Raw genomic sequence first — 25188 nt, 5'->3', positions numbered from 1 at the left:
AACATCAACCAATGGAGGAGCCTTATGAAGGACTTCAAGGACCGACTTCGCCAGGTTCAGCAACAGCAAAGGCAGCTGGTGAAGGAATACAACACGCTGCTTCAGGACTATGAGTCGGATGACCTGATTGTGCAGAATGAACAGCTTCGTGAGCAGGTGGGTGCACACGAGCTGAAGCTGCTTCAGATCGAGGCACGTGCACGCAAGATGGAGGAAGAGAATGCCCGGCTTCGGATGGCGTTGTCCGAACAGATGCTGGATGAGAAGCTGAATCTTATTCGCGTATCCCAGGAGAAAATGGAGACATACTTCCGCGGAAAAACAGGTGTACATAATGACCGGTTGGAAGCTCACGAACATCGTACCCAAATCAACATGAACGCTCTATTCAATAAGGCTTCGGAGGAGCTTCAGGAAGATGCGATGGAGTTCAAGGAGAGGATTGCTTATCTTGCCGCAGAGGTGAAGGAACGCATCGAACGGCATAGACAAACGCTGCAGGAACGGGAAGAAGCGGTTCGGCAGCAGATGCAGCTTGGCTATGAGCATATGGCGGAGGAAGGTTTGAGTGAAGAAACCATTCAGCGCCGGATTCGTCAGAACCGGATGGAGATGAAGATCGGGCTAAGCTGGATCAACAAGGTCGCCATCCTGCTTATTATTCTTGGCGTTGGTGCAGCGTTCCAGTATTCGTATTCCACGTGGTTCAATGATGAAATGAAGGGCGGTGCGTTCTTCCTGCTCGGCATGCTGATGCTCGCCGGGGGAGAGTGGCTGTTTCGGCGGAAAAGTCAGACGTTTGCGATGGGCTTGCTTGGAGGCGGAATTTCGGTACTCTTCGGCTCTATTTTTTACAGTTATTTTCTGCTCCATATTATCGGTCTATATACGGGTCTTGGACTTTCTGTCCTTGTATCGGCGGTGTCCGTCCTGTTATCGCTAAGATATAAGTCGAGGACGATCTGTTCACTTGGTCTGGTAGGCGGTTATCTACCTTTGTTCTCGTATATGGCCTATTTCGGTCTCAGCGGGAACTCCGTATATGTTGCCATGGTCTATTTGCTGCTTCTTAACGGCATTATTGTACTTATTTCCTTCGGCAAACGTTGGCCGATCGTGCATTATATCAGTTTTCTGTTTAATACACCGTCCATGTTAATCCTCTTGTGGCTATCGCCGAACAACATTGTGGGCATGGTGTATTCGGTTGCTACGTTTGCATTATATCTGGGAATTACACTCGCGTATCCATTCAAACATCGGGTTAAGCTGACCTGGTGGGACTTCGCCCTGCTGGCCATGAATACGAGCATCAGCTGTCTGATGCTGTATGTACTCTTTGACGCAGAAGGCTGGGAGGATGCGCAGGGATTGCTGGCGCTTATATTCTCCCTGGTGTATCTTGGACTCGCCGGGTGGGTACAGCGCAATATGGTTCAGGAGAAACAAACCATACTATTGTTCTATATCACGTCTTTGACCTTTGCCATCCTCATGATTCCGTTCCAATTTGGGGCAAAGTGGCTGTCCATGGGATGGCTAATTGAGGGGATTTTGCTTGTTATCCTAGGTCATCTGAAACAGTTCAGGTCGGTAGAACGTGCAGGATGGGGCGTTGTGCTCCTGTGCGTGTTCACTTTCGTATATTATGATGTGCTGGTGCTGTACATGGTGGGAGAGCAATCCTATTTTATGCTGAAATACTCCTGCATTACACTGGGTGCGCTTTTGATTACATCGTATTATGCCATGGTTGGCAGCGGGAAAGGGATATTGTCCAAAACCAATATTCATCACAGTGTGTTGGAGCTTGGCGCGCTGAATATATTCAAGTACGTTACCCTCGGCAACCTGTGGATATATGTTCTATACGAGTCTAATGAACTCTATACCCGAGCGGTGGATGGGACCTTCCTGCTCTACTTGTTCTACAAATGGCTGATGTTTGCTGCATTAACCATCGCGCTGGCATATGGCTTAAGCAAAGCTAAGTTATTTCATGACCAGATGGTGAGGTACTACACAACCTTTCTGCATGCAGCAGGCTGCTGTATTGCACTTGCTGTAACGTTGTCCATGCCGGCACTCGGTCCGGGAGCTGAGCAGCATACGGCTGCGGAGATTGTGGGACTGCTGGTTTTGATTATTTTTAATATTGGTGTGTTTTTCGCTGGAAGAGACTTGCTGATTGCGGGCATACGCGGACAGTTCAAGAGCGTGGAGTGGTACCCGGTCATTGCGGGAATCTACCTGCTGGGTGTCATCACGGTCTTCCTGACGGTGCAGTTTCAATGGGGAGACATCGGTCTGATGTTCAGCTTGATGTATCTGCTGCTTGCGATTCTCTATATTGCGTACGGATTCCGTAGAAGGTACGTCATGATTCGTCGTCTCGGACTCGGTCTGACCTTGTTCTCCACGGGGAAAATGGTGTTCTACGATGTTGGTTTGCTGACAACGGGCAGCAAAATCATCGCCTACTTTAGCTTCGGTGTGTTATTGCTGGGCATTTCGTATCTGTATCAGAAGGTATCCAGTCGGATGGAGGAAGCTCAGGCCAAAAAGACCCCACAGGTGGAAGAATCCGATCGGGCTGAGTAATTACTTTTTTTAAATATGAACAATCTTCAGAACGCATTTTCAATTGTACAATTCTAAGCAAACAGGCCTCTTCCCGCTGCGATGTCAGCGTGTAAGGGGCTTCTTCATGTGGACTTATACGATTATGCGGGCAGGGAGTTATGTTCTATCCAAGCGGTGATTATGACATTGGTGAAACGTTTATGACATGGATCGCGTTATAATAGAGTAAGCTCACGGCTGTGTGTTCAGTTGCAGCCATGATGTTTCAGAGGCTGGCGTGCCGTTCAATAATTCGCTGCGTTCGTCTGTCATGCGTGACAGGACAGTTAGTGTAATGGACAGGGTAAAAGCGAGCAGTACGTATATGAAAATCTTCTTTTTGTTCATGATGATAACCCTCTCTTGTTGATTAGGCTGGATGAAAGACCGTTATGAGAAAAAAAGCACAACGTCTGGTATAGTAGAGAAACGAATACATCATTGCCTGTATACACTATATAAATAGTCAGCAATGCAAACAATGGAACAAATCTGATGAAGTTATCATTATTGATGAAACTTATAGAGCTAGAGTGATAATCGAAGGTGGGAGATGAACATGCGGGAGACGGCAAAAATCGTCATTCGTACACCTGGGCAGGAGAGTGACGGTTCATTTGCTTACGTAAGCCAGGGACGCTCCATCACGGTGGGACGTTATACGGGCGGCGGTGAATCGGACTTGTCCGTGTATAATCAGTTGATATCGAAGCGGCACTGCCGCATTCATTATGATGCACAGCGTCAGCTGTGGGTGGAGGATCTGGATAGCAAAAATGGCACCGAATTGAACGGGCAGCGGCTCGTTCCCTATGAGAAATACCCGTTTGCCGAAGGAGACATTCTGACCATGGTCAATGGCTTGATTCAGCTTCGTACGGAGGGTGATCTCGAAGAAACACGCGAATACCGCATATCCGATCTGCTGGGTGAGGGAGTCCGGGTGCATGATCACCTGCAGACTGTACAGATTGGCGAGGTGGAAATTCCGCTGTCGAAGAAGGAGTTCCAGCTGTTCAAGCTGCTGTACAGTCAATTGGATCATTTTGTGACGAGAGAGCAGATCGTTGGCCAGGTATGGCCTGAACGAAGCATGCTGGAGAGCGATTCGGTAGGAATCGATGAGATCAACTCGCTGATCTATCGGACCAACCGCAAGTTGGGTGTCCATTTTACGATCAAATCCGTTTACAAAAAGGGTGTATACATGAAGTCACATGTGCCACTATAAAAACATACAACAAGTACAAAAACTCATGATCTTTAATTGCCTAATTTGTTAAGACACCTTTAATATGTGAATTAGGGGTGTCTATTTTTATCTTAGAAAAGGAAATTAATACATACAGTATCATTCTAAATTAAAAATCATTCAGTCTACAATTGGCAGGTTGAATGAGGAAAGAAGGCAAAATGATATGTTAGAGGTTCGCAAAGGCAAATCTTCAAAATCGTACGAAAATGAATTTTTTAGAAAAGTATCGGTTGAGTTGTCGCAAGTTTTTGAGCAAAGACATTGGGATGGTATTTTACTTGGAATGCCAGAGTGTCTTGGAAGAGAAGATTTGCAAATTGACTGCTTATTGGTTACTCAAAATCAAATTATTATTATTGATTTTAAAGATTATAGCGGGACGCTAGAGCTTCCATCTGAAGAATATTTTGGATTTGGTAGATGGGTGTTAAATGGTGATGTAACTGTTAAAGGAGGGAGCTCTCCGAATCCGTTTAGTCAACTTGGCAAGCAACGGATAAAGCTGATTGATGAACTTAAATATCGTTTATACGATTTTAAACGTAAGTCTATATCAACTGTAGTTTGTTTTCACGATAAAGTAGAAATCGTAGGTGGAATTCCTAGACAGTTCCACATCAGTTTTTCGATTGTTGATTCGAACAACTATCTCAACAAAATTGTCGACATCATTGATGTCGTGGTTGATGGGGATATGAATTATTTGTCGGAAAAGGGAAGACAAACTTTTACAGAGACTTTGTTTGTTGCGAATAAATACCAGTTTGATGTTCAATCCGAACTAGAGATACATGAACCGCGTGTTGAAAAACGAACTACAAATAGCGATTGTCTGCAGCAAATTCAAGAATTTCTATTATCTGATAGCAAAATTATGACATTAACAGGTAATACGAGAAGTGGAAAAACTGCGCTTATTCCAGATATTAGAGAACTGGCTTTTGATTTAGGTTATACTGATGTCCCGGCATTTGCTTACTCTAATCGGTTGAGAAGGAAGATGTTGAGGAGCAATCCACAACTGGAAGAAGTGGATTCACTATTTAATTCGGTATTTGATTTCAAGGGTGAAACAATAGATGAATTTTACAAAAAGAATATTCCTTTAAAAGGACATGATGAAATCCATGATCAAGATCGAGCCTTGTTTATTATCGATGATAGTCAGCTGATTACTAATTCGAGTGCAGGTTCAGATCTGCTACAATTTGGTTCTGGGCATTTATTAGATGATGTCTTAAATTATATCGATTTGGAGTCCAATCCCAAGAGAAAGGTTATTTTCATTGGAGACAAAAATAAACTGAGTTATGGGTCGAAAATTGAAAATGCACTTAATCCAGAATACTTGAAAGCAATTCTTGAAAGTAAAAAGATTTCTTCAGAGATAAGGAATACAGCGTTGCCAGATCATGCCGGGGAATCCGAAATCATTAAAGTATGTAATAAGATTTCAAAGAATATATGGGCTGATCAATACAATGAATTGTTAATTTTTTCTAGAAAAGAGATTACAGTTTGCGAAAAAAAAGACCAAACAAATGTCTTGAAGGAAGCTTATTTGAATTCAAGTAGCAGTAAAATTCTAGTTTTTTCCAATGAGCAAGCGAATCAAGTGAATATTTGGATAAAGAAGCAACTAATTAAAAATGGCGGAGAAATAGGAGCGAAGGATTACGTTGTCTTTCATACAACAGTTCAAGCTTATGGACCAACATTGATGGAAAGTGATTTGTCGCCATTTGATAATATGGAGCAACCTTTTTCTTTTGTTGAGCCTAAAAGGGTGGACAGTGGATATTTTGGAGTAGTTATCCATGTCGATAATGATAATATAATCCAAAAAGTTGTTGAAATAGAAGGCGAAAAAGTAATATTGCGATTTATTCCTTGTCAAATAAAGCTTCAAGATGAAAGTATTATTGAAACTCTTGTATTTGATAATTACTTGAAAGCTACAAAAAGTGAGCTGGACAAAAACGAGATTATTGCATATCAAATTGTTTTATCGAGTTATGAAAAAGATATTTTCGATAACGAACCTTTTGAAGGAAGTGCAGAATATCAAGAAATGTTACTACATCCTGACCAATATACTAAAACCAAAATAGATGAGAAAGAACTTTATAGGGATTTCAAAGACAAACGGAGGTTGACTCGTTTCGAAAAAACATACAGAGATCGAGTATTAAAAAAATTAAAAGCACCAACAAGCGAATACTTTAAGCTTTTAAATGCATCGAAAGTAAAGTTCGGTTGGGCGATGACAGTGAATAAGGCAATGGCTTATTCGTTTGAAACGGTGTTTTTTAATACAAATCAAGGAGAAAATCGAGGTAGAACAAATAAGGAATATTTCAAATGGATCTATACTGGGATATCGAGCGGATTAAATAATGTTCAACTGATAAATTGGAAACCAATCTCTCCTTTTTTGAAGACGGAATTTAGTGAGTCATCATCCGTAAAAACCCCAAATAAAAGTAACATCATTTTATTGCTCTCCAATGGAAAAAAAACTTCTACCGAGCAGCTCCAAAGCTATTTGGAAACCAAGCTGTCAGGTGTGGCAACTATCTTAAATATAGCTCCAAAAAAATATTTAGAGATTGTCACTTTGGAGATAAATGACCGAAAAATTGAATTGTTCTTCGACTATAATGGGAAAGGAGAGATGAAGATTCCAAGGTTGAAGTCAGGTGAAGGGGAGGATTTTGGAATTATATTGCCGTTATTGGAACCAACTCCAAAGGATGTTCCAAATGAAATCGGAGTAATGAAATCGTTTTTGCAAGAGTTTGCTTCTATCTTAGAAAATTATGATATTCAAATGAAGGTTTTGGGCTATCATAAATGGAATTTGATATTAAGTTTTGCCAATCAAAACAATAATGTAGGTATCCAACTTTGGTATAACGGCGATAGAATGATTTCTAAATTCAGTTACATTGATGGAAGTAAGGAACTTTTCTCAGAAATTGTTAGATTGATAAAAGAAATTTATGTTCTTGATTAAAGGAGGTGCAAAGAATGTACACAACAAAAAACTATAATGATGACTTGTACCGAATTTGCACCAAGCACTACGTGAAATACAAATGGTTGCAAGACTTTGCCTATAATCGTATCGACCAAAATCTTTTTGTACAGCAATTAAAACTAAATAAAGAGGATTCGGAAATAACTGAAATATTAACTGAATTAAAAAAGTTGTCTGAGAAAATTTATCGAAACGATGGGAAACTGGATCAAGATCCGATTGATAAAGCAAAGCAACTGAGGAAAGATGGAAAACAACAAGAGGCCTTTAATGCAATTCTTCCGTATCTTCAAGCAAATAATGAAGATGAAGAAGCAGTAATTACTTTTGGCTGGATAATGTATGATTTTTTGAAGATGTCTGAAGGGAATATTGACAATTATTTCAACAATTTAGTGATTTTTAATGATATTGCAGTTATATCTTTTGACAGCAGTCCTTTTGATGGTTTAAACGATTTCACGAAAACGTTAGTAAATTCAATCTTGTGGTCAATTCGACGGGTTATGATGCAAGGAGAGCAGTTTGCTAATCAAATTTTTCCGCAGTTGATGAGGTTTTGTGGAAATGAAGCCAAGTTTATTGAGAACAGACGGTCTTATGATAATAATGAGGCCTTAGCATCGCGTTTACTTATTAAAGAAATTCGAAGCAAATTAAATGATACTAATTATCTTATATTTATGGATACTATTGGATTCAATTGGTTTGACAAAGGAGATTTTCAAAAGGGAAATTTCACTAATGATAAAGGTGAGAATGTAGAAGTTAGGCCATTGGCAGAAGTTGTACTGAATTTTCATGCAAAAAAACTGTTATCATTGAATATTTCTATAGCAACGGCACAAAGGATCAATTCATTTATCGATGTGCTGAATTCTCAAATACAAAATAATCCTTCTTATGAATGGCTCCCGTATTATAAAGCGAAATTATTGATGAAGGTAAACAGAGAAGATGAAGCACTAGAAACAGTTACGTCATTTGCAAGAACTAAAAGCAAGGATTTTTGGGTTTGGGATTTAATTAGTGAACTTGTGGGTGATGATGAAAAATTCAATTGCTTATGTGCAGGATTACTTTGTAAGTCAAAACCAGATATGATTGTTGGATTGCAGGAAAAGATCATACCTACTCTTGTGAGTAAAGAGATGTTTTCAAATGCAAAATTTGAATTGAATGAATTAATTTTGACTCGAATGAAGAATTGGGGAAAAATATCCCAGAAACTTGAAGGATGGAAAAACGAAAGTTGGTATATTGAAGCGGAGTCGGCTGAAAGTAGAGATGCTTTTAAGGAGTATGCTGACAAAGCTGAAGAAATTCTTTATCGAACGCTTCCGTTTACCGATATTTTTGTTACATATATCAACAAAGATAAAGGTGTAATTAACTTTGCATACATAGGAAATAGCAAACTTTCAAATATAAAAGAAGGATATTTCTACATCGATTCCATTAAAGAGGCTCATAAATGGGAACCCGATGAAGTTTTGAAAGTAAGGATGTTTGCGGATAATAAAAGAACGAATTTATTTAAAATTTATAAGATTGCACAAGGGGATGCAACATTTATATCTAATTTTATTCAAACCGGAATCGGTTATGTTGACAAAGAAAACACGAACCCATTCGCATTTGTAAATGATGTTTATATTTCTCCTAAATTGGTTGAAGAATATAAAATTCAACCTTATGATAAGGTGGTTTATATTCAGAAGAGAAGGTTCAACAAAAAGAAAAATACATGGGGTTGGACAGTGGAAAAAATAACTTCTGTAGAGAAGAATGAACAAACGGATAATTTTGATGAAGAATACTAGGGTTTATTCCTGCATACTGAGAGGGGAAAAATACCTGTTTGGGATGTTTCTCAGACGTACATTTAAACCATCATCGATGTAACCAGTCTGTATGAACAAAGGGATGAGGCCATGTTGATCATTCAATTCATTCCATGGCTGATTGCCGTGGTGACGCTAATCGCCGTAATATCCATTGTGCTGGTCAGCTGGAAAAATGGAATCTCGCCCATGCCCACATCCAGAATGGTCCGGCAGGTGGTCATTCAGGAGGTTAATCGCATTCCGGGTTATGGGGATATCATTGAGGCAGGTTCCGGCTGGGGGACGCTGGGCGTTGACATCGTCCGTCATTGTCCGGGCAAGCGTGTTACGGGCATTGAGAATTCGTTCATTCCTTTCTGGTTTTCACAAGTCATGTCCAGCATGATGATTGGATTCAGGAAAGCCAAGGGCGAGCGGAATTCACTGAAGGGTCGGCTGCGGTTCATACGCGGCGATATCTACAAGAGCTCCTATGAACACGCAGACGGTGTGGTCTGTTATCTGTTTCCTGGTGCCATGACCCGGCTCGAGGACAAGTTTAGCCGGGAGCTTCCACCGGGGGCACGGGTTATCAGTATATGTTTCGCACTTCCGGGGAAAGTGCCTCTGCGAACCATTACGTGCAAGGATGCCTTGCGTACGAAGGTTTATGTATACACATTTTGAAGAGAACGATGGTTATACCTTTCCCCAAGGGAAAGCAGTGTGATCCAGTCACTATAAGGATAACGAAAGAAGGCGCCGAACCCACTTCTAAAGTGAATTTGGCGCCTTCTATTGTTATGCTGAACAGGCGTTTTATTAAATACCGCTCAGTGTATCCTTGTTTATTTTGCGGAGTCTGTTGTGCTTGTACTTGTTCCTTCTGTAGTTGTGCCATCTGTTGTTGTTCCGGACTCTGTTCTGTTTCGTCCGCCTCCGAATCCACCTTGGCCGCGTCCTCCACCTGGACCACCCATACCTGTATTGGCAGTCGTCACACCGGATTCATTCACCCAAGTGACGTTGCTAGTAGATTGGAAAGCAACCACTTTGGTACCGCCACTGTAGGTACCGTCTGTGTACAGGCCATCAGTGGCTGTACCAGTCGATGTTCCGCCGGAGTAGATCTCATAAGAGCCGTCTTCTTTCAGGTCTGGAGAGCTGATGACAACGGATTGATAATCTTTTGCCGGAGCAAAGGTCAGGATGTTGTTGCCATCACTGTCTTGTACGTGAACCAGGGTTCCTGCTTTTTGCGTTTCAGGGAATGTCATGACGATTGTGTTCTGAGTCGAACTCTCGGATGTCCCTTGAGCCATACCGGAACTGCCGGCTGCGATCAGGTAACCACCACTCAATTCAAATGTGCCATCATAGTCGAGCGGGCCATTGCCATCATTGGTTGGACCGTTCACAATCACGGTTCCACCGGTCATGTAGATGGAACCATTGGAGTCAAGTCCATCGCCACCTGCATTGACGGTAAGGGATCCACCGTTAATGTGAAGCTCACTGTTTCCAGCAGATTCGCCCGGCATACCGCCTGGAGCGCCACCTTGTGGGCGAGTATTGGTATTTGCGTCCGTGCTTTGATCTGCTTGATCCGTATCTGTAGTTGTTGATGTTGTGCCAGTCGTCTCGGTTACAGAGATGTTGGAAGCAGTAGTTGTGTCTGCTGCTTGAGTGCTGTCTTCTCCTGTCGTTTCCGCAGGATCCGCAGTTGTTGCAGTGATGTCACCCGAAGCATTGACACCATCATCTGAAGAAGTTACGTCCACATCACCATCATTCAGTGTAATGGATGCTCCTTCAAGCCCTTCGTAGCTCTTCGCAATGTTGATTGTCCCACCGTTAATGGTGAGCGCCAAGTCAGCATGAATGCCGTCATCGCCGGATTCAAGGGTAATCTTGCCATCGTTGATCGTTACATTGCTATTGCTGTGCAGGGAATCATCCATGGAATCAATGTTGTACGTACCGCCGTTAACGGTAAGATCTGCCCCTGCTTTAAGTGCTTTGGCACTTGTCGATTCTGTTTCGGTTGTAGTTGTCGTCGCAGCATCTGCATCCGAAGCAGTAGTCGATGCCTTATCAACGGAAGTTGCCGGTACTTTACCTGCTGCATTCGTTCCATCCGCTGCCGGCATATCAGCAGGCGGTTCACCATCTGGTGGAGTACCCATGTCGGTTGGAGGTGTTCCACCACCCCAGCCACCGCCACCGCCACCGAATGGTCCTTCTTCTGCTTTGGCTGGTGCATTGGCGCTGCCTCCGCCAGTGACGATGTTAAATGTGCCGCCGTCGGTAACGAGTGCAGTCTCAGCCTGAATACCATCGTTACCACTTTGGATATCGAATGTACCACCGGCAATGGCTACGAATCCTTTTTCGGCATCGGTATCGTTGGTCGATTTCATACCGTCGCCTTCAGCATCAACTGTAATGGTACCTTCTTGGACAGCAAGCATATCCTTACCTTTGATGCCGTCATCTGCTGCCTTGACGTCAATGGTGCCACTTACAATGATGAGATCATCTTTACTTGTGATCCCTTCGTTGTAGTTACCTGTTACGTTGAGTTTGCCTGTGCCGTTAAACGTCAGATCTGCTTTACTGAAGATGGCTGCATCGGGCTCATCCGTTGCATCATCAGCGTATACATAGGTCGTACCATCCGAAACGGCATTTTCCGTTCCTTCCTGCAGGGTAATCACAGCTTTGCCAGCTTCCTTAATATAGATGGCCGCACTGTCGTTATCGTGAATGGTTGCCCCATTCAGCACGAGGTGAACGGTTCCTTTATCGGTTACATTAACTACAATCTGTCCGTCTGTCAGTTCCCCGCTAAGCACATACGTACCTGCCTCGGAGATGGTTACCGAGCCGTTCGCCGCTTTGGCTCCGGAGCCAGTAACGGTTGCTGTCTTCCCGCTCAGTTTAATGGTTGTAGAGTCGGTTTCACTCCAGCTTACATTGGTATCGTCCGCATCCAGGGAGACCAGATCCGCATATTTGACGGAGGTCTGCTCACTAACGGAAACCGTTTTGGTGGTGCCTGTTGTTGATGTTGCGGCGTTGGCGGTGGAGTTGGTTGCTGCTGGAGCACTGCATGCTGCAAGCATTGCAGTAATCATCGCTACGGACCATAACTTGCTGCCTGTAATCCATTTTTTATTCATAATATATCGTTCCTCTCGTTTTATAAAATGTCTCGAATTAATACTCTGGCGTAGGTGCCATGTTGAGGGAGATATCCAGATTCCCGTTACGTGTGCGAACGGCATCAAGGAATTCCTTCTGATTGACGTGTTGGCCAAGGTGAACCAGGTAGACCAGTTCGTACAAGCTGCCAAGTTCGGTTGTTCTCACTTTGTTCAACTGATACTCAACATTGAATTTTTTGAATACTTCATCAAAGGCTTCTTCATAGCTCAGGTTTTCAGGAATGGTGACTTTAAGCAATTTTTGTTGACTCTTTTTGGCTCCGAATTTGAAATGGCTCAGAACAAACATCAGTACACACAAGATGATGGTGAACAATACCGCGTATCCAAATGCGCCGACGCCGCAGGCAAGACCGGAAGCCATGGTGAACAGGACGTAGGAGATATCTTTGGGATCACCAGGCGCGCTTCGGAAACGGATGATCGAGAAGGCACCGGCCAAGCTGAAGGCGCGGGCTACGTTGCTGCCGATTAGCAGGATGATGATCGCAACGATAACAGGCAGGACAACCATAGTTAATGTGAAGCTTTGTGAGTATGTGTTTGCATTGGTTTTCATGTATGTGAGACTGATAATTGCACCCATAAGGATGGCTAGGCCAATCGTGATCACAGCGCTGCTGAATGTCAGCGTTGTGTCGGTTAGAGCAGAACTGAAAATGGAATCAAGCATATACTACACTCTCTCTTTCTATGATCGTTTGGTTTGGTTTCATGGCAGGATCGAAGTCGGTCCCTGGAACGAGGATTCGTTCGCCCTGGTAATTCAGGTTCGTCGTTCTGACAAGGCGTTTGAATTCGTTGCCGTATTTGGAGAAGCCTACACGGTACAAGCCGTGTTCAGACAATAGCTGGGACAGCCAGAACGGAACGGTTTTCTCCGCCTTGACCTCCATCAGCCAGCGACCGTCCTCCACCAGTGGTTCACCGTAGTCTCCCTGCTCCAGCTTCAGATCGTATCTGCGGCTGCGGATATTGGTGTCAAAGGTGATGCGGAGATCGCGGCTGTTCTTATCGAACAATGCTTTGCGTTCATAGGCTAGATACACTTTTGGTTCCAGGTTGTATAAGCGAAGGAAGTATTCGATCTCATCGACAACCTGCTTGTTCATGTAGTCTGCCAGCTCAGGCGCCTGTCCCGTACGAACGAATTCATAAGCCTCATCCAGCATCAGGGCCGTTCTTCTTTTGTTCACCAGGCCAAACAATTTCTTTTTGATCTCCAGATACACTTTGGCATTTTCTTCAGGTACCCCGTAAGCCCGCAATCTCAGCTTCTCCTTATATTTGGGCTTGGAGAGGCTTGCTCGGATCAGGGAATCCTGCGGAGTATCGAAGTACAGGTTGCTGATGGAGTAGAACTCGTGTTTCTTGTTGTACGCATCCAGTTCCATATACTTCAGCAGATCACGGTAGAAACGTTCATATTGCTCATCGGTCAGAAGATACTTGCTCTCATATCGGTTGAATACTTCAATCGCCATTTAAGATTCATTCCTTTCATCCATGGGTTGTATGTTTTGTTTCATCGTGTATCGCTTCCATGTCTGTATCTTAGAGCGCCAACCTTGAATGAATCTTAAATGATTTTACATTCCGTTGATCTTTTTTTACCTTCCTATAATACTTCTCGTAAATTCAATGAATTAAGATTGATTCAAGGTTCCGCAGGTAGAATGATTGATATAATAAAAGAAAGTCGCGACGAACAATTCAAGGCAGAGGAATGAATAGATCATGAGAATATTAATTGCGGAAGATGAGGTTCATTTGGCAGAGGCCGTATCCCAGATATTGAAGAAAAACAATTACTCCGTGGACATGGTCCATGACGGCAGATCAGGACTCGATTATGCGTTAAGCGGTATATACGATCTGCTGCTGCTCGACATCATGATGCCGGAGATGGATGGGATCAGCGTGCTGAGGAAGCTGCGCAGTGAGGGAAACCACACGCCTGTCATCCTGCTGACTGCCAAGGGAGAGCTATCGGACAAAGTAACCGGACTCGATTATGGGGCGGATGACTATATTGCGAAGCCGTTTGCGACAGAGGAACTTCTGGCCCGGATTCGGGCAGCCCTTAGAAGAAAAGGCGAGGTTGTACCTGAGGATGGGTTGAAGTTTGGCGATATTGAACTGAACACAACGCAGCTGAAGCTGGCCGTGCAGGGCAAGGAGATGAAGCTTAATCTGAAAGAGAATGAGCTGCTGGAGCTGCTAATCACACGTAAACAGGCCATCACATCCAAGGAGCAGATCATCGAGAAGCTGTGGGGGTTCGATTCTGAAGTGGAGTATAACAATGTGGAGGTATATATCTCATTTTTGCGCAAGAAGTTGACCTTCCTGAATTCCAAGGTCCGCATTAATACCATCCGGGGTGTAGGTTATGTACTTGAGGTGACGGCCTAATGTTTAAGAGACTTCGAAACCGGTTTTTGGTCGTCAATCTGGTATCGATCTCCATCATGATGCTGGTTGCCTTTGCGACGATCTATGTCATTACGTACCAGAATGTGCAGCGGGAAACCAATATGGAGCTCTTCAAGGTATCCGATTTCTATCACAACCCATATAATTCGTCCAAGATGCCGCGTGGGGATGATGCAATCGCGGGTAATCCGCCAACGGACATGCAGCAGAACGGACCAGGCGGAGATCCCAATTCGCCGCCAGGGCGTTCGGTCTCGTTCATGGTTAAGACGGATAATGAGTGGAATATTACGGATTCACAATCCAGATTCAGCATGGAGGAACCATTTTACGCAGAGGCACTGGAGAAGGTGGACAAGGCTGATCTATCAGAGCGTAAGACCGGACAATTTGCGCTAAATGGAACGAACTGGGCGTATGTCATTGATCCGAGCAGCGATGGACATATGATTGTGTTCATTGATGTAACTGCCCAGCAGGGCATTCTTACGAATCTCATCTATACCTTTACCATCGTAGGCCTGTTCATGTTAATCGTCATTTATTTCCTGAGCCGTTACTTTGCCAATCGTTCCATTGCTCCGGTCAAGGAAGCGTTTGATAAACAGAAACAGTTCATCGCGGACGCCTCCCATGAGCTGAAGACACCTCTGGCCATCATTAATACCAACACCGACGTGCTGCTTGCCAATCGGGAGGATACTATTGATAACCAGTCCAAATGGCTGCATTATATCAAGTCGGAGACGGAGCGCATGTCCCGGTTGACAAGTGATCTGTTATATCTGACCGAGATCGATGATTCACGTTCCACGATGATCCACTCCAAGTTTGATATGAGCGATGCGGTAGAGACCATTATTTTGACGATGGAAGCCGTTATCTTTGAGAAAAATATATCTCTCGACTACAGCATTGAGCCGGAGCTCATGGTCCATGGCAATAGTGAACAGATCAAGCAGGTCATTCTGATTCTGCTGGATAACGCCGTGAAATATTCCAAAGCCAAAGGCGCGGTTAATGTTTCACTGAAGAAGCAAAATCATGAGGTAGTACTAGCCGTCTCCAATACAGGGGAAGGTATTGCGCCGGAGCATTTGGACCGTATCTTCGATCGGTTCTATCGTACGGATGCATCCAGAGCACGCAAGCATGGTGGACACGGTCTCGGTCTAGCGATTGCCAGATCGATCGTGGACCAGCACAAAGGTCAGATCTATGCTCGTAGTGTAGTAGGAGAGGGAGCGACGTTCTATGTTCGTCTAACTTAGATCTGAATAAGGCATGTCTGTTATGGGTTAACCTATGCTACAATGGCAACAGTATGTATGAACCAAGGAGCTGAACTGAACGTGACGGAAGCGAATTCGATTAATGAGCAGGAAATGATGCAATATATCGCAGACAAAACCAAAGCGAGCCAGGCGAATATTTCGCTTGTGCTGAAGCATGAGCAAGCCTACATCAACAAAGCGCATGAAAATGCCAAAGGCGAAGTGGACATCGACGGCGATGATCTGGCCGACTATATCCTGAGCCGCAAAGATGTGAAGCTCGATGAATTGACGGTAGAAGGTATTCTGGATGCCGAAATGGATTATCTCATGGAAAAAGGCCACGCTGGATACGTGGATTAAGATCTGAATTATTGTAGGTACTATCCACATCGTAAACAAGGTACCCAAAAAAAGACCCCAACCTCCACGTAACAGTGGATGTTGAGGTCTTCTTTTATATTACTGTGAAGGGGTCTTTAATGGATAACCCGATCTTAATGGTAAAACATTCGTACAGCTTATTATTGACCCATCATGCCGCCATCTACAGTGTAGAGGGAAGCTGTTACATAGGAAGCTTCTTCAGACAAGAGGAAGTTCATTACAGCTGCCACTTCTTCTGGTTCGCCATAACGTCCCATTGGAATGCTGGCTACAGTAGCATCTTGATAGTTTTCCACGTCACCGGAGTTTGCTTCGATTTGACGCATCATGCGAGTGTTAATCGTTCCTGGCAATACCGCGTTTACTCGGATATTGTAAGGTGCAAGTTCATTTGCTGCAGTACGTGTGAGACCTACTACGGCATGTTTGGACATAATATATGGGGATACGGCTGGAGCACCCATCAGACCTGCAAGGGAAGATGTGTTTAGAATCGCACCGGATTTTTGTTTTTTCATTACTGGAATGACATTTTGCAGACCAAGGAATACGCCACGAACGTTAACGTTATATACCGTATCCAGTGCTTCAACGCTGAGGTCTTCGATCAGGCCGGTAGGACCTTCGATACCCGCGTTATTGGCAAAGTAGTCGATTCTGCCAAAAGCATCGAGTGCTTTTTGAACATAGTTTTTCACGTCTGCTTCTTGGGATACGTTTGCTTTTACCGCAATCACATGCTCTTTGTCGAGGTTCAGTTCAGTGATTGTTTTTTGAATGGCTTCTTCGTTCAGATCCACCAGAACCAGATTGATTTTACGTTCAGCCAGTCTGCGTGCCAATTCTTTACCAATGCCTCCGGCAGCTCCTGTAATAACTGCTGTATGTGTATAAGTACTCATGATATATTCGCTCCTTATTTATTATTGGCAGGTTTTTCTTTAAAAAAAGTTTCAACCTGTCGTCTATCTTTCCTGTCTCAATGTTAAGATATACATAACGGTGTGACAATAATCATTGACAGCGTATATGTCTGGTATCGGACACAGATGTAAGCGGTGTTCATTTAGGTTACAATAATGGACAAAGGAGGCGAAAATGTTGATTATCGAACACCCCCAGGACCGGAGAGCACGAAGAACGCAGGATGCGATTATCGCTGCGACGGTTTCATTAATATTGGAAAAGGGAGCCGACGCCGTCACCATTCGTGACATTACAGAGCGTGCAGATTACAATCGGGGCACCTTTTATTTGCATTTTCCTGGCAAGCCGGAACTGCTTGATTTCATTTTGGAGGATTTCATGCAGGGAGTAGGCCAAGCCTATGCCAAACCGTACGCTGAATTAACGGAAGTGGATATGACCGGACTATTGCCTTCTACTATGCCGGTATTTGAGTATATCGAAGCTCATCAGGATGTCTTTCGCGCCTTGATGACCATGCATGGTGATATGGCCCTAAGGCTCTGCAATATGTTCAGGACTTACTTGACCGAGGATTTCGTGCTGGTAACTGAAGATAGTGAGTATACAATCAATTACGATATTATGCTGAGCTACCTGATATCTGCGACAGTGGGTGTCATCATGCACTGGGCAGAGATTGGATTCAAATATTCTGCACATTATATGGGGGAGCAGTTGACGGCATTAATAAACATCAAACCGACCCGTCTGCTGATAGAACCAGGACAGAAGGGTCGGACTATTCACGAACGTATGCTGTTGGATTGAGAAAAGGGAAGCAGGCAGCTATCCCGTCATAGAGGTGTCTGCTGCTCGCTGGAGCTGAATCAGTTGTTCGCGTACGAGAACGGCTTCGCCAATGATGATTAGCGCGGGATTATTAACCTTTTCCGAAAGGGAAAGAGCGTGAAGCTGGCCGAGTGTGCCGGTAATGATTCGTTCGTTCGCGGTGGTTCCGCGTTCAATCAAGGCTGCTGGTGTACTGCTGCTTTTGCCGGATTGCAGCAATTCACGTTGAATGAGGGGTAATTGGCTGATACCCATGTAGATTACCAGTGTGTCAACACTATGGGCGAGCAGATCCCAGCGAACGGAAGATACACGGCCATCACTGCCTGTACCCGTGGCACAAGCGAAGGTTGAAGCCACTCCCCGATGGGTTAACGGAATCAGGGATGAGGCGGATGTGCCCACAGCGGAAGTGATGCCAGGAATGACCTCAAAAGGAATTCCGGCTTCAGCCAGCACGAGTGCTTCTTCACCGCCGCGCCCGAAGATGAACGGGTCACCGCCTTTGAGCCGAACCACCTGTTTGCCTTCCGCAGCGTGAGCAACCAGTAACCGACCAATCATCTCCTGACTCATGGAATGCAGCCCAGGGGCCTTCCCACAATAGATCCGGAGTGCTGCTTCAGGAGCTTCGGCAAGCAAGTCATCGTTCACCAGTCGGTCATACAGCAGTACATCTGCCGTTTGAATGCGTCTCAGAGCTTTCACCGTAATGAGCTCCGGATCCCCAGGTCCAGCGCCTACGATACTTACCAGGCCCCGGCTCATGATCGTGTCCCCAGTTTGGACGCAGACTCTGCATTTGCCAATCCTGAACGACCGCCATGGATGGTTGCGAGTTTGGATGCCATCGGGATGGGGCTTCCCCAACGGTGTGCAGCGTACAGCCCTAATCCGGTAAATAGGGCACCACCAATGAAGTTACCAATCAGCACCGGAATCTGATTCCACAGCCACCAGTCGGCAAGACTGACATCAGCACCCAGCATCATGCCTGCCGGGATGACAAACATATTTACAACAGCGTGTTCGAATCCTTGAGCAAAAAATATCGTAATCGGCAGCCACATGGCCACGATTTTACCGAGTGTGGAGGTGGACGTCATCGCCATGACTGCACCTAGTGTCACCATCCAGTTACATAAAATAGCCTTAATGATGACTAAAACAATACCTGCACCGCCCAGATGCTGATATCCGAGCGTCTTGGCTTCGCTGGTCTGAATCAGCGTTTGAACGAGGGGACTGCTCATATCGGTTCCCATCTTCGTCAGCGTGAGTTCATATAACAGAGCGTAGAACAGGCATCCCAGTATATGGCCTGCAATTACCCAGAAGTAATTACGCAGCATATCCATCAGTGTGACTCTGCGTTTCATCACCGCGAGTGGTATCATGGCGAAGCTGCCTGTCACCAGCTCAAGTCCGAGCAGAATAATGATCACGAACCCTGCAGGGAATATCAGTGCACCTGCCAAACCAACGGAAGTTTGAGATACAGCGGTATATGCCAGCGTTGTTGCAAAAGCGAGAATCGCCCCGGCCAGAAAACCACGGATTAACATCTGCACCCGGTTCATTCTGGCTTTAGTCTCACCTGCGTCCACCATCGATTGCAGTACTTCTGCCGGTTTAACAAAATCCATCGTGCACACCTCCCTGATTCATGATGTCAGACATATGAAATGGTTAAAGACTAACCTGCTATGGTAATGTAGATCTCACCGCTGTGATCATCGACCTCGGTTTTATATGTGTTCAGACATCCATCATCCGGCTCATGTACCTTGCCACTGCGAAGGTCGATTTTCCAGTCATGCAGCGGGCAGTGGACAGCCGTTCCGCATACCATGCCTTCTGACAGCCTGCCGCCCTTGTGAGGGCAGCGATTCTCTACGGCGTGCAGCGTTCCATCACTCAATTTGAAGACGGCAATCTCGGTATCCAAGACCGTAAACGTCCGAGCTCCCTTTTCGTCAATATCTGCCAGATGTCCAATTCGCAATCGATTCATCGCTGATCCTCCTCTTCTAGTGAGCTGCCGGCTGGGTGCCAGCGAGTGGGGTGAAGTTTTTAAGCAATTTTTCGTCTTCAATAATTTCCTTCCAAGGGTCAACGGTGCGGCCCAGTGTCAGTTCAAGCCGTTCGACCAGAGCCAGGCGCTCTTCACGGTCCTCGAGTGCCTTCTTCACATGGTCCAGACCGACACGTTCAATCCAGGCTGCCGTTCTCTCATTCCAGCGTGCGTTTTCTCTATAATATTGAAGGTAAGCATAAGTCCACTCTTCGACTTCAGCATCGGTTTTTACGGTGCACAGTAATTCTGCTGCGCGGACCTTGACCCCGCCGTTGCCGCCAACGTGCAGTTCCCATGCACCGTCAATCGCGACAACCCCCAGGTCCTTAATGGTGGCTTCCGCACAGTTCCGCGGGCATCCAGAGACTGCAAGCTTCACTTTGGCTGGAGCAACCATTTTGTCGAGTTTCTTCTCCAGACGAATGCCCATCTCAATGGAATCCTGAGTTCCGAAGCGACAGAAGGTGTTGCCGACACATGTTTTCACCGTACGGAGCGCCTTCCCGTAGCCAAATCCGGAAGGCATATCGAGCTCTTCCCAGATCTTCGGCAGGTTTTCCTTTTGTACACCGAGCAAGTCAAGCCGCTGTCCACCTGTGAATTTCACCATCGGCACATCATATTTCTCGGCAACGGTTGCGATCTTGATCAGTTCTGCCGGGGAAGTGACACCTCCGTAAATTCTCGGAATAACCGAATAGGTTCCGTCTTTTTGAATATTGGCGTGGTAGCGTTCGTTCGTGAACTTGGATACCCGCTCATCCTCGTACTCAGCTGGCCAGATCATGCCAAGGTAGTAGTTAAGGGAGGGACGACATTTGGAGCAGCCCTCCGGTTCATTCCAGCCAAGCACATTCATGACTTCCTTGACGGTTTTCAGCCCCATCTCTTTGATCTGGGCAACGATCTCATCGCGGTCGTAGGAGGTACAGCCGCAGATGCCTTCCTTCACCTGTTCCAAGGCAGCATCCCCTGCATAATGGACGAGCAGCGATTCAACAATGGGCTTGCATCCCCCGCAGGAGGCGGAAGCTTTGGTACAGGACTTGATGGCCCCAAGGGTGTTGCATCCTTTGTTCAGCACCGCGTCTCCGATGGCAGCTTTGGTAACACCATTGCAACCGCAGACGATCTCATCGTCTGGCATAGCTGCCATCCGCTCGGCTACCGACGGGCCGGACCCTGAACCGCCGGCGGATACCCCGAGCAAAATTTCCTTTTCACGTCCACTGATATTCTCTCCACTTTTAATGAGGGAAAAGAGGGAGGCACCGTCTGAGGTATCTCCGAACAGTACAGCTCCGATAAGCTGTCCGTCCTTCATAACCATCTTTTTGTAAACCCCGTCTACGTCATCCTGTATACGAATGCTGCGGGTATCTGCCGCATCCTTGAATTGGCCTGCAGAGAATACATCCACACCGGATACCTTCAGCTTGGTGGACGTCACAGACCCTTCATATCCTTCGGTTGCTGCACCTGCCAGGCGTTTGGCCAGAACCATGCCCTGTTCATACAGTGGGGCTACCAATCCATACGCGATGCCGCGGTGCTCTGCACATTCACCGACTGCGGAGATGCCAGGAATACTGGTGTTCATGTAATCATCCACGATGATGCCGCGGCTCACATTCAGGCCTGCCTGACGGGCCAGTTCAACCTGAGGGCGAATGCCGACAGCCATAACAACCAGATCGGTCTCGAGCACTGTCTGATCCGTGAAGCGCAATGATTTCACGCGATGTTTGCCCGTAATTTCTTCCGTATGTTTGTTGAGAAGAAACTTCATGCCCTGCTCCTCAAGCTCCCGTTGAAGCATCAGGCCTGCAGGCAGGTCCAGATTCCGGTCCATCAGATGTCCGTTAATATGAATCACCGTGACATCCATTCCCAGATTGAGCAGCCCGCGTGCGGCCTCCAGTCCAAGCAGTCCACCACCGATTACGGCCGCTTTGCGATACTTTTGCGAGGCTGCCATCATCGTCTCACAGTCCTTGATATCACGGAAACCGATGACACCTTCCTTGTCTGCTCCGGGTAAAGGCAGAATGAATGCCTGTGATCCGGTAGCCAGAATCAGCTCGTCATATGAAGTACGGACACCAGCCTGGGACACCACTTCCTTGCGCTCGGCATCGATCCGAATCACGGGATCACCTGGGTGCACCCGAATGCCGTTATCCTCGTACCAGCTCCATTCGTTGATTACGATATCTTCAATGCTCGTGCCGCCTGCAAGTACAGAGGAGAGCATAATGCGATTGTAGTTGGGGTGCGGCTCAGCACCAAAAACCGTAATTTCATAAGCATGCGGAGCGAGTTTAAGAATATGTTCAATTGTACGAATACCTGCCATACCATTGCCGACCAGCACCAGTTTTTTCGTTGTACTCATTGTGATTAGCCCCCTTGGATCCATTCTGCGAACTGCTTCGCTTTTCGTTCCGGAAAAATAGAAAAAGCCTGTTATGCCTCGGAGGACTGCGCATATGCATACGCATGCCATGGATCCGAGATTGCAAAACAGGCTTCATTGCCGTTTCAACCAGCTACGCCGTTGTAACTGTGATCGTTTAAATATGGAGTTGTTATGGCCTAACTATAAAAGATCCTTCCATTCATGTCAATATAGTTAACACAAAAAAGTATTTGAAATTTGAAGTTAATTATGTTTACATGTGTGTAATAGAAACAAGAACTGAACGATGAACGAGCAGCGTGTGTACCATAACATGAAGTCAACAGCCGCAGCGGTTACAGGGAAGAAGAGGCCTGCAACCCCTCGGCAACAACAAGAGACGGAGTTAGATAAGAACCCTATTTATCATCATGGAAATTAGCCCGGTAGGTTACCGACATGCATAATTGGTTTCAAACTTGTATATTTTTAACTTAAGATATTGTCAGGTTATATAACATGTTAACTTGATGAACTATTTTAGGTGCTTAAGCTAACCATTCTGCCTATGCATTAGGGAGGGATTGATCCATCATGCGATCATTATTGGTCATCCGTGTAGAACCAACGATAGCGGCCTCATCCGATGCAATCCCTCTAACTCCTGAGAGATTGCTGGGGGCGAACGGGTACCATGTGCAGGTGACAGACAGTGAGACGGAGGCTCTGAGGCTGGCAGCTGAAGCAGAGGCATCCATCCTGCATCTGTCGCTGGCCGATGTGGAATATTGGGTACGCTGCCTGGGAAAGGGGAAGGTGAACACCCCATTGATATGGTGGTGCGCACCGGATACAGCCTCTTCCTCGGTGGAATCCTGCGAGGTAGAGACTTCAATGGATGGAATACTGACCCCATCCATGATTGGGCCTGAGATACACTGGACGCTGCACTTTGCCGCCAAGCGTTATATGGAACGCAAGCAGTGGGAGCAGGAACGGAAACAGCTGCAGTCCCGGCTGGAGGATCGAAAGTGGATAGATATGGCGAAGGCCATTTTATGTGATCTGAAGCAAATCTCCGAGTCGGAAGCTTATGACTTGTTACGCAAGAGAGCCATGGATGAACGTAAACGGATGGTGGATGTCGCCACGGCAATCGTAAAGGCGCATCAACTGCTCCAGTCGTAATTGAAAGGAGGATGCATCATGGATATGTCTGAGATTCTCAGGGAGGTTGGACGTGGAAAACGTGGTTCACGTGATCTGAATTATGCCGAAGCGCTGGCTGTTGCCGAGCATATTCTGAGAAAGGAGGTATCACCTGCTCAGACGGCCGCTTTTCTTATGGCGGAGCGGATGAAAATGGAGAATGTCGAGGAGCTGGAGGCCTTTGTCCACGCATGCCGGAACAGCGCAGATCGCCTGTCCGTATTCCAGGATGGACTGGACTGTGCAGGTCCGTATGATGGACGGACCAAATCGTTCATGGCTACCTTTCCGGTTGCCTTTGTACTGGCAGCAGCCGGGCTTCCGGTGACATTGCACGGAAGCGAACCTCTGCCGCCCAAGTGGGGGGTAACCCTGTCCATGCTGCTCAGGGAAGCAGGTATTGATACAAGGAAAATGAATCGGGAAGAAGCCAGAGTGGCTGCGCAAAGAACGGATGTTATGTACGTATCTTCCGAAGACTGGTGCGCTTCGCTTCGGCAGCTAAGACCGCTTCGAGAAGAACTTGGCTTTCGTACCGTGTTTAACACAGCGGAGAAGCTGATTGATTTTAACCATTCACCGTATCTTGTTTTTGGCGTATTTCATAATACATTTCTGGATCGGATCGCGAAGCTGCTAACTCGCTTTGGATACCGCCGAGCTTACGTGGTGCAGGGAATGGAGGGTTCGGAAGACCTCTATATTGATCGGCCTACACGTGTGTATGCTGTGGAAAACGGAGATACACGACTGGAGCTGGTGGACCCTGCCGCTTATGAGCTGGATATTCCTGTACCCGAGATGGCATGGACAGCTGCGAAACAGCTTGAAGTGGCACAATCGGTGCTCAGCGGAGAGGGGCATATCGCTTTTGTGAATCAGGTGTTGTTGAATGGTGGCTTCCGTCTGTATGCGACTGGCCGCGTCGATTCGATTGAAGAGGGTATTTATACCTGCCAAAGTCTACTGGATAGCGGAGCAGCATACCGGAAGTATCAGCAATGGACTGTCTCCATGGGTGGGGAACTACCGGATAGCAGAGCAGTGTCCACGTATCCGGCTACCTCCAGCTGATGTTGTAACTACTCCCAAGGATAGGTAACGGTAAGGAAGTCGGCAAATTTCTTGCTCTCTTCCCGCCGCTGCTTCCGCATGGCCGCCCGATCCGGAGCGGTCTCATATAGTTTCTTCTCTTCTTCCGTTTCCGGAATAAGTCGGGGGACAATGAGTTTTCGATTATTTTCATCCAACGCCACAAAGGTCAGAAATGCTGTTGCTGCAATCTTTTTCTCTCCTGTCTTCAAGTCCTCACGGATTACCTTCACAAATATCTCCATAGAGCTGCGTCCCGTCCAGGTAGCAAAGGATTCCAGTGTAACGGAATCGGTTGGGTTAATGGGATACAGAAAGTCGACTGAGTCGGTTGAAGCCGTTACTGTATTGACCCGGCATAGTTTGGAAGCGGCAATGGATGCAATATCATCAATATAGGACATCAACTTGCCGCCGAATAAAGTGTTATGGTTGTTCACATCGGTCGGAAATACTCGTGCAGTCTTGAAACAGCGCGTCTCGCGCACATATTTTTTCTCCGCCTGTTCGAACTCCGTAGCTTTAGGTATCTCTCTCATGTTTCTTCCTCCTGACCCTCTGGCTGCTGCGTCTCTGAAGCATGTGCC

General features: G+C 46.0%; 21 protein-coding genes. 11 read left to right on the top strand and 10 right to left on the bottom strand.

Annotated elements, in window-relative coordinates; translation table 11 throughout:
- Positions 1-24 precede the first annotated feature (24 nt).
- Positions 25-2601: a DUF2339 domain-containing protein gene (locus PIL01S_RS10470; RefSeq protein ID WP_127537485.1), complete on the top strand. Its 2577-nt coding sequence runs from the start codon at positions 25-27 to the stop codon at positions 2599-2601.
- Between the two features lie 213 nt (positions 2602-2814).
- Here the strand turns inward: PIL01S_RS10470 and PIL01S_RS29465 are convergent, their stop codons facing one another.
- Positions 2815-2970 (bottom strand): hypothetical protein, encoded by a 156-nt coding sequence (locus PIL01S_RS29465; RefSeq protein ID WP_164764214.1) that lies wholly within the window; start codon positions 2968-2970, stop codon positions 2815-2817.
- 211 nt (positions 2971-3181) lie between these two features.
- Here PIL01S_RS29465 and PIL01S_RS10465 point away from each other — a divergent pair, with 211 nt between their 5' ends.
- The 4 genes from PIL01S_RS10465 to PIL01S_RS10450 all read left to right on the top strand — a co-directional run bounded on the left by PIL01S_RS10465 (position 3182) and on the right by PIL01S_RS10450 (position 9430).
- Entirely contained in the window at positions 3182-3853 is a 672-nt protein-coding gene (locus PIL01S_RS10465) for an FHA domain-containing protein (RefSeq protein ID WP_127537484.1), read from the top strand.
- 187 nt (positions 3854-4040) lie between these two features.
- A complete protein-coding gene (locus PIL01S_RS10460) occupies positions 4041-6893 on the top strand; it encodes a nuclease-related domain-containing protein (RefSeq protein WP_127537483.1) in 2853 nt (950 codons plus the stop codon).
- 14 nt (positions 6894-6907) lie between these two features.
- A complete protein-coding gene (locus PIL01S_RS10455; RefSeq protein WP_127537482.1) occupies positions 6908-8740 on the top strand; it encodes a DUF7017 domain-containing protein in 1833 nt (610 codons plus the stop codon).
- A gap of 111 nt (positions 8741-8851) precedes the next feature.
- Complete coding sequence (locus tag PIL01S_RS10450; RefSeq protein ID WP_127537481.1) at positions 8852-9430, top strand: class I SAM-dependent methyltransferase; 579 nt, start codon at positions 8852-8854, stop codon at positions 9428-9430.
- A 161-nt stretch (positions 9431-9591) separates the two neighbouring features.
- On the opposite strand, the gene PIL01S_RS10445 is transcribed toward PIL01S_RS10450, so the two are convergent.
- The 3 genes from PIL01S_RS10445 to PIL01S_RS10435 are packed head-to-tail and all read right to left on the bottom strand — an operon-like array spanning position 9592 to position 13454.
- Positions 9592-11925, bottom strand: coding sequence for a carbohydrate-binding domain-containing protein (locus PIL01S_RS10445; RefSeq protein WP_127537480.1), 2334 nt, complete (start codon positions 11923-11925; stop codon positions 9592-9594).
- A gap of 37 nt (positions 11926-11962) precedes the next feature.
- On the bottom strand, positions 11963-12643 hold the full coding sequence (locus tag PIL01S_RS10440; RefSeq protein WP_095290753.1) for a DUF4956 domain-containing protein: 681 nt from the start codon (positions 12641-12643) through the stop codon (positions 11963-11965).
- Positions 12636-13454, bottom strand: coding sequence for a polyphosphate polymerase domain-containing protein (locus PIL01S_RS10435; RefSeq protein WP_127537479.1), 819 nt, complete (start codon positions 13452-13454; stop codon positions 12636-12638). Before PIL01S_RS10435 ends, PIL01S_RS10440 begins: the two co-directional genes overlap by 8 nt.
- 253 nt (positions 13455-13707) lie before the next feature.
- On the opposite strand from PIL01S_RS10435, the gene PIL01S_RS10430 reads away from it, so the two are divergent.
- From PIL01S_RS10430 to PIL01S_RS10420, 3 genes are all read left to right on the top strand, one after another.
- Positions 13708-14385 carry a response regulator transcription factor gene (locus tag PIL01S_RS10430; RefSeq protein WP_127537478.1) on the top strand — a complete coding sequence of 226 codons (678 nt, stop codon included), beginning with the start codon at positions 13708-13710 and terminating at the stop codon, positions 14383-14385.
- Complete coding sequence (locus tag PIL01S_RS10425) at positions 14385-15677, top strand: sensor histidine kinase (protein ID WP_127537477.1); 1293 nt, start codon at positions 14385-14387, stop codon at positions 15675-15677. Before PIL01S_RS10430 ends, PIL01S_RS10425 begins: the two co-directional genes overlap by 1 nt.
- Positions 15678-15758: 81 nt before the next feature.
- Positions 15759-16043 (top strand): hypothetical protein, encoded by a 285-nt coding sequence (locus PIL01S_RS10420; RefSeq protein ID WP_371859949.1) that lies wholly within the window; start codon positions 15759-15761, stop codon positions 16041-16043.
- Between the two features lie 161 nt (positions 16044-16204).
- Here PIL01S_RS10420 and PIL01S_RS10415 read toward each other — a convergent pair whose 3' ends face one another.
- Positions 16205-16969, bottom strand: coding sequence for an SDR family NAD(P)-dependent oxidoreductase (locus PIL01S_RS10415; RefSeq protein WP_095360204.1), 765 nt, complete (start codon positions 16967-16969; stop codon positions 16205-16207).
- A gap of 199 nt (positions 16970-17168) precedes the next feature.
- Here PIL01S_RS10415 and PIL01S_RS10410 point away from each other — a divergent pair, with 199 nt between their 5' ends.
- Positions 17169-17804 (top strand): TetR/AcrR family transcriptional regulator, encoded by a 636-nt coding sequence (locus PIL01S_RS10410; RefSeq protein ID WP_164764213.1) that lies wholly within the window; start codon positions 17169-17171, stop codon positions 17802-17804.
- Between the two features lie 18 nt (positions 17805-17822).
- Here the strand turns inward: PIL01S_RS10410 and cobA are convergent, their stop codons facing one another.
- Genes cobA through nirB form a run of 4 tightly spaced genes read right to left on the bottom strand, consistent with a single transcriptional unit; the run spans position 17823 to position 22297 of the window.
- A complete protein-coding gene (cobA, locus tag PIL01S_RS10405; RefSeq protein ID WP_127537475.1) occupies positions 17823-18593 on the bottom strand; it encodes a uroporphyrinogen-III C-methyltransferase in 771 nt (256 codons plus the stop codon).
- Positions 18590-19471: a formate/nitrite transporter family protein gene (locus PIL01S_RS10400; protein ID WP_127537474.1), complete on the bottom strand. Its 882-nt coding sequence runs from the start codon at positions 19469-19471 to the stop codon at positions 18590-18592. The genes cobA and PIL01S_RS10400 overlap by 4 nt, the downstream gene beginning before the upstream one ends.
- A gap of 50 nt (positions 19472-19521) precedes the next feature.
- On the bottom strand, positions 19522-19839 hold the full coding sequence (nirD, locus tag PIL01S_RS10395) for a nitrite reductase small subunit NirD (RefSeq protein ID WP_095360200.1): 318 nt from the start codon (positions 19837-19839) through the stop codon (positions 19522-19524).
- Between the two features lie 16 nt (positions 19840-19855).
- Positions 19856-22297: a nitrite reductase large subunit NirB gene (gene nirB, locus PIL01S_RS10390; protein ID WP_127537473.1), complete on the bottom strand. Its 2442-nt coding sequence runs from the start codon at positions 22295-22297 to the stop codon at positions 19856-19858.
- A gap of 597 nt (positions 22298-22894) precedes the next feature.
- On the opposite strand from nirB, the gene PIL01S_RS10385 reads away from it, so the two are divergent.
- Positions 22895-23488 carry an ANTAR domain-containing response regulator gene (locus tag PIL01S_RS10385; RefSeq protein ID WP_127537472.1) on the top strand — a complete coding sequence of 198 codons (594 nt, stop codon included), beginning with the start codon at positions 22895-22897 and terminating at the stop codon, positions 23486-23488.
- A gap of 18 nt (positions 23489-23506) precedes the next feature.
- A complete protein-coding gene (locus PIL01S_RS10380) occupies positions 23507-24583 on the top strand; it encodes an anthranilate phosphoribosyltransferase (protein ID WP_127537471.1) in 1077 nt (358 codons plus the stop codon).
- An 8-nt stretch (positions 24584-24591) separates the two neighbouring features.
- Here PIL01S_RS10380 and PIL01S_RS10375 read toward each other — a convergent pair whose 3' ends face one another.
- The gene (locus PIL01S_RS10375) at positions 24592-25140 is read right to left on the bottom strand and encodes an acyl-CoA thioesterase (RefSeq protein ID WP_127537470.1); all 549 of its coding nucleotides are present in this window, start codon (positions 25138-25140) and stop codon (positions 24592-24594) included.
- Positions 25141-25188 lie beyond the last annotated feature (48 nt).

Origin of the sequence: Paenibacillus illinoisensis NBRC 15959, assembly GCF_004000925.1 — a bacterium.
GTDB lineage: Bacteria > Bacillota > Bacilli > Paenibacillales > Paenibacillaceae > Paenibacillus > Paenibacillus illinoisensis.
The sequence above is the reverse complement of the archived record's forward strand: the minus strand, read 5'-3'. Positions and strand labels throughout refer to the sequence as shown.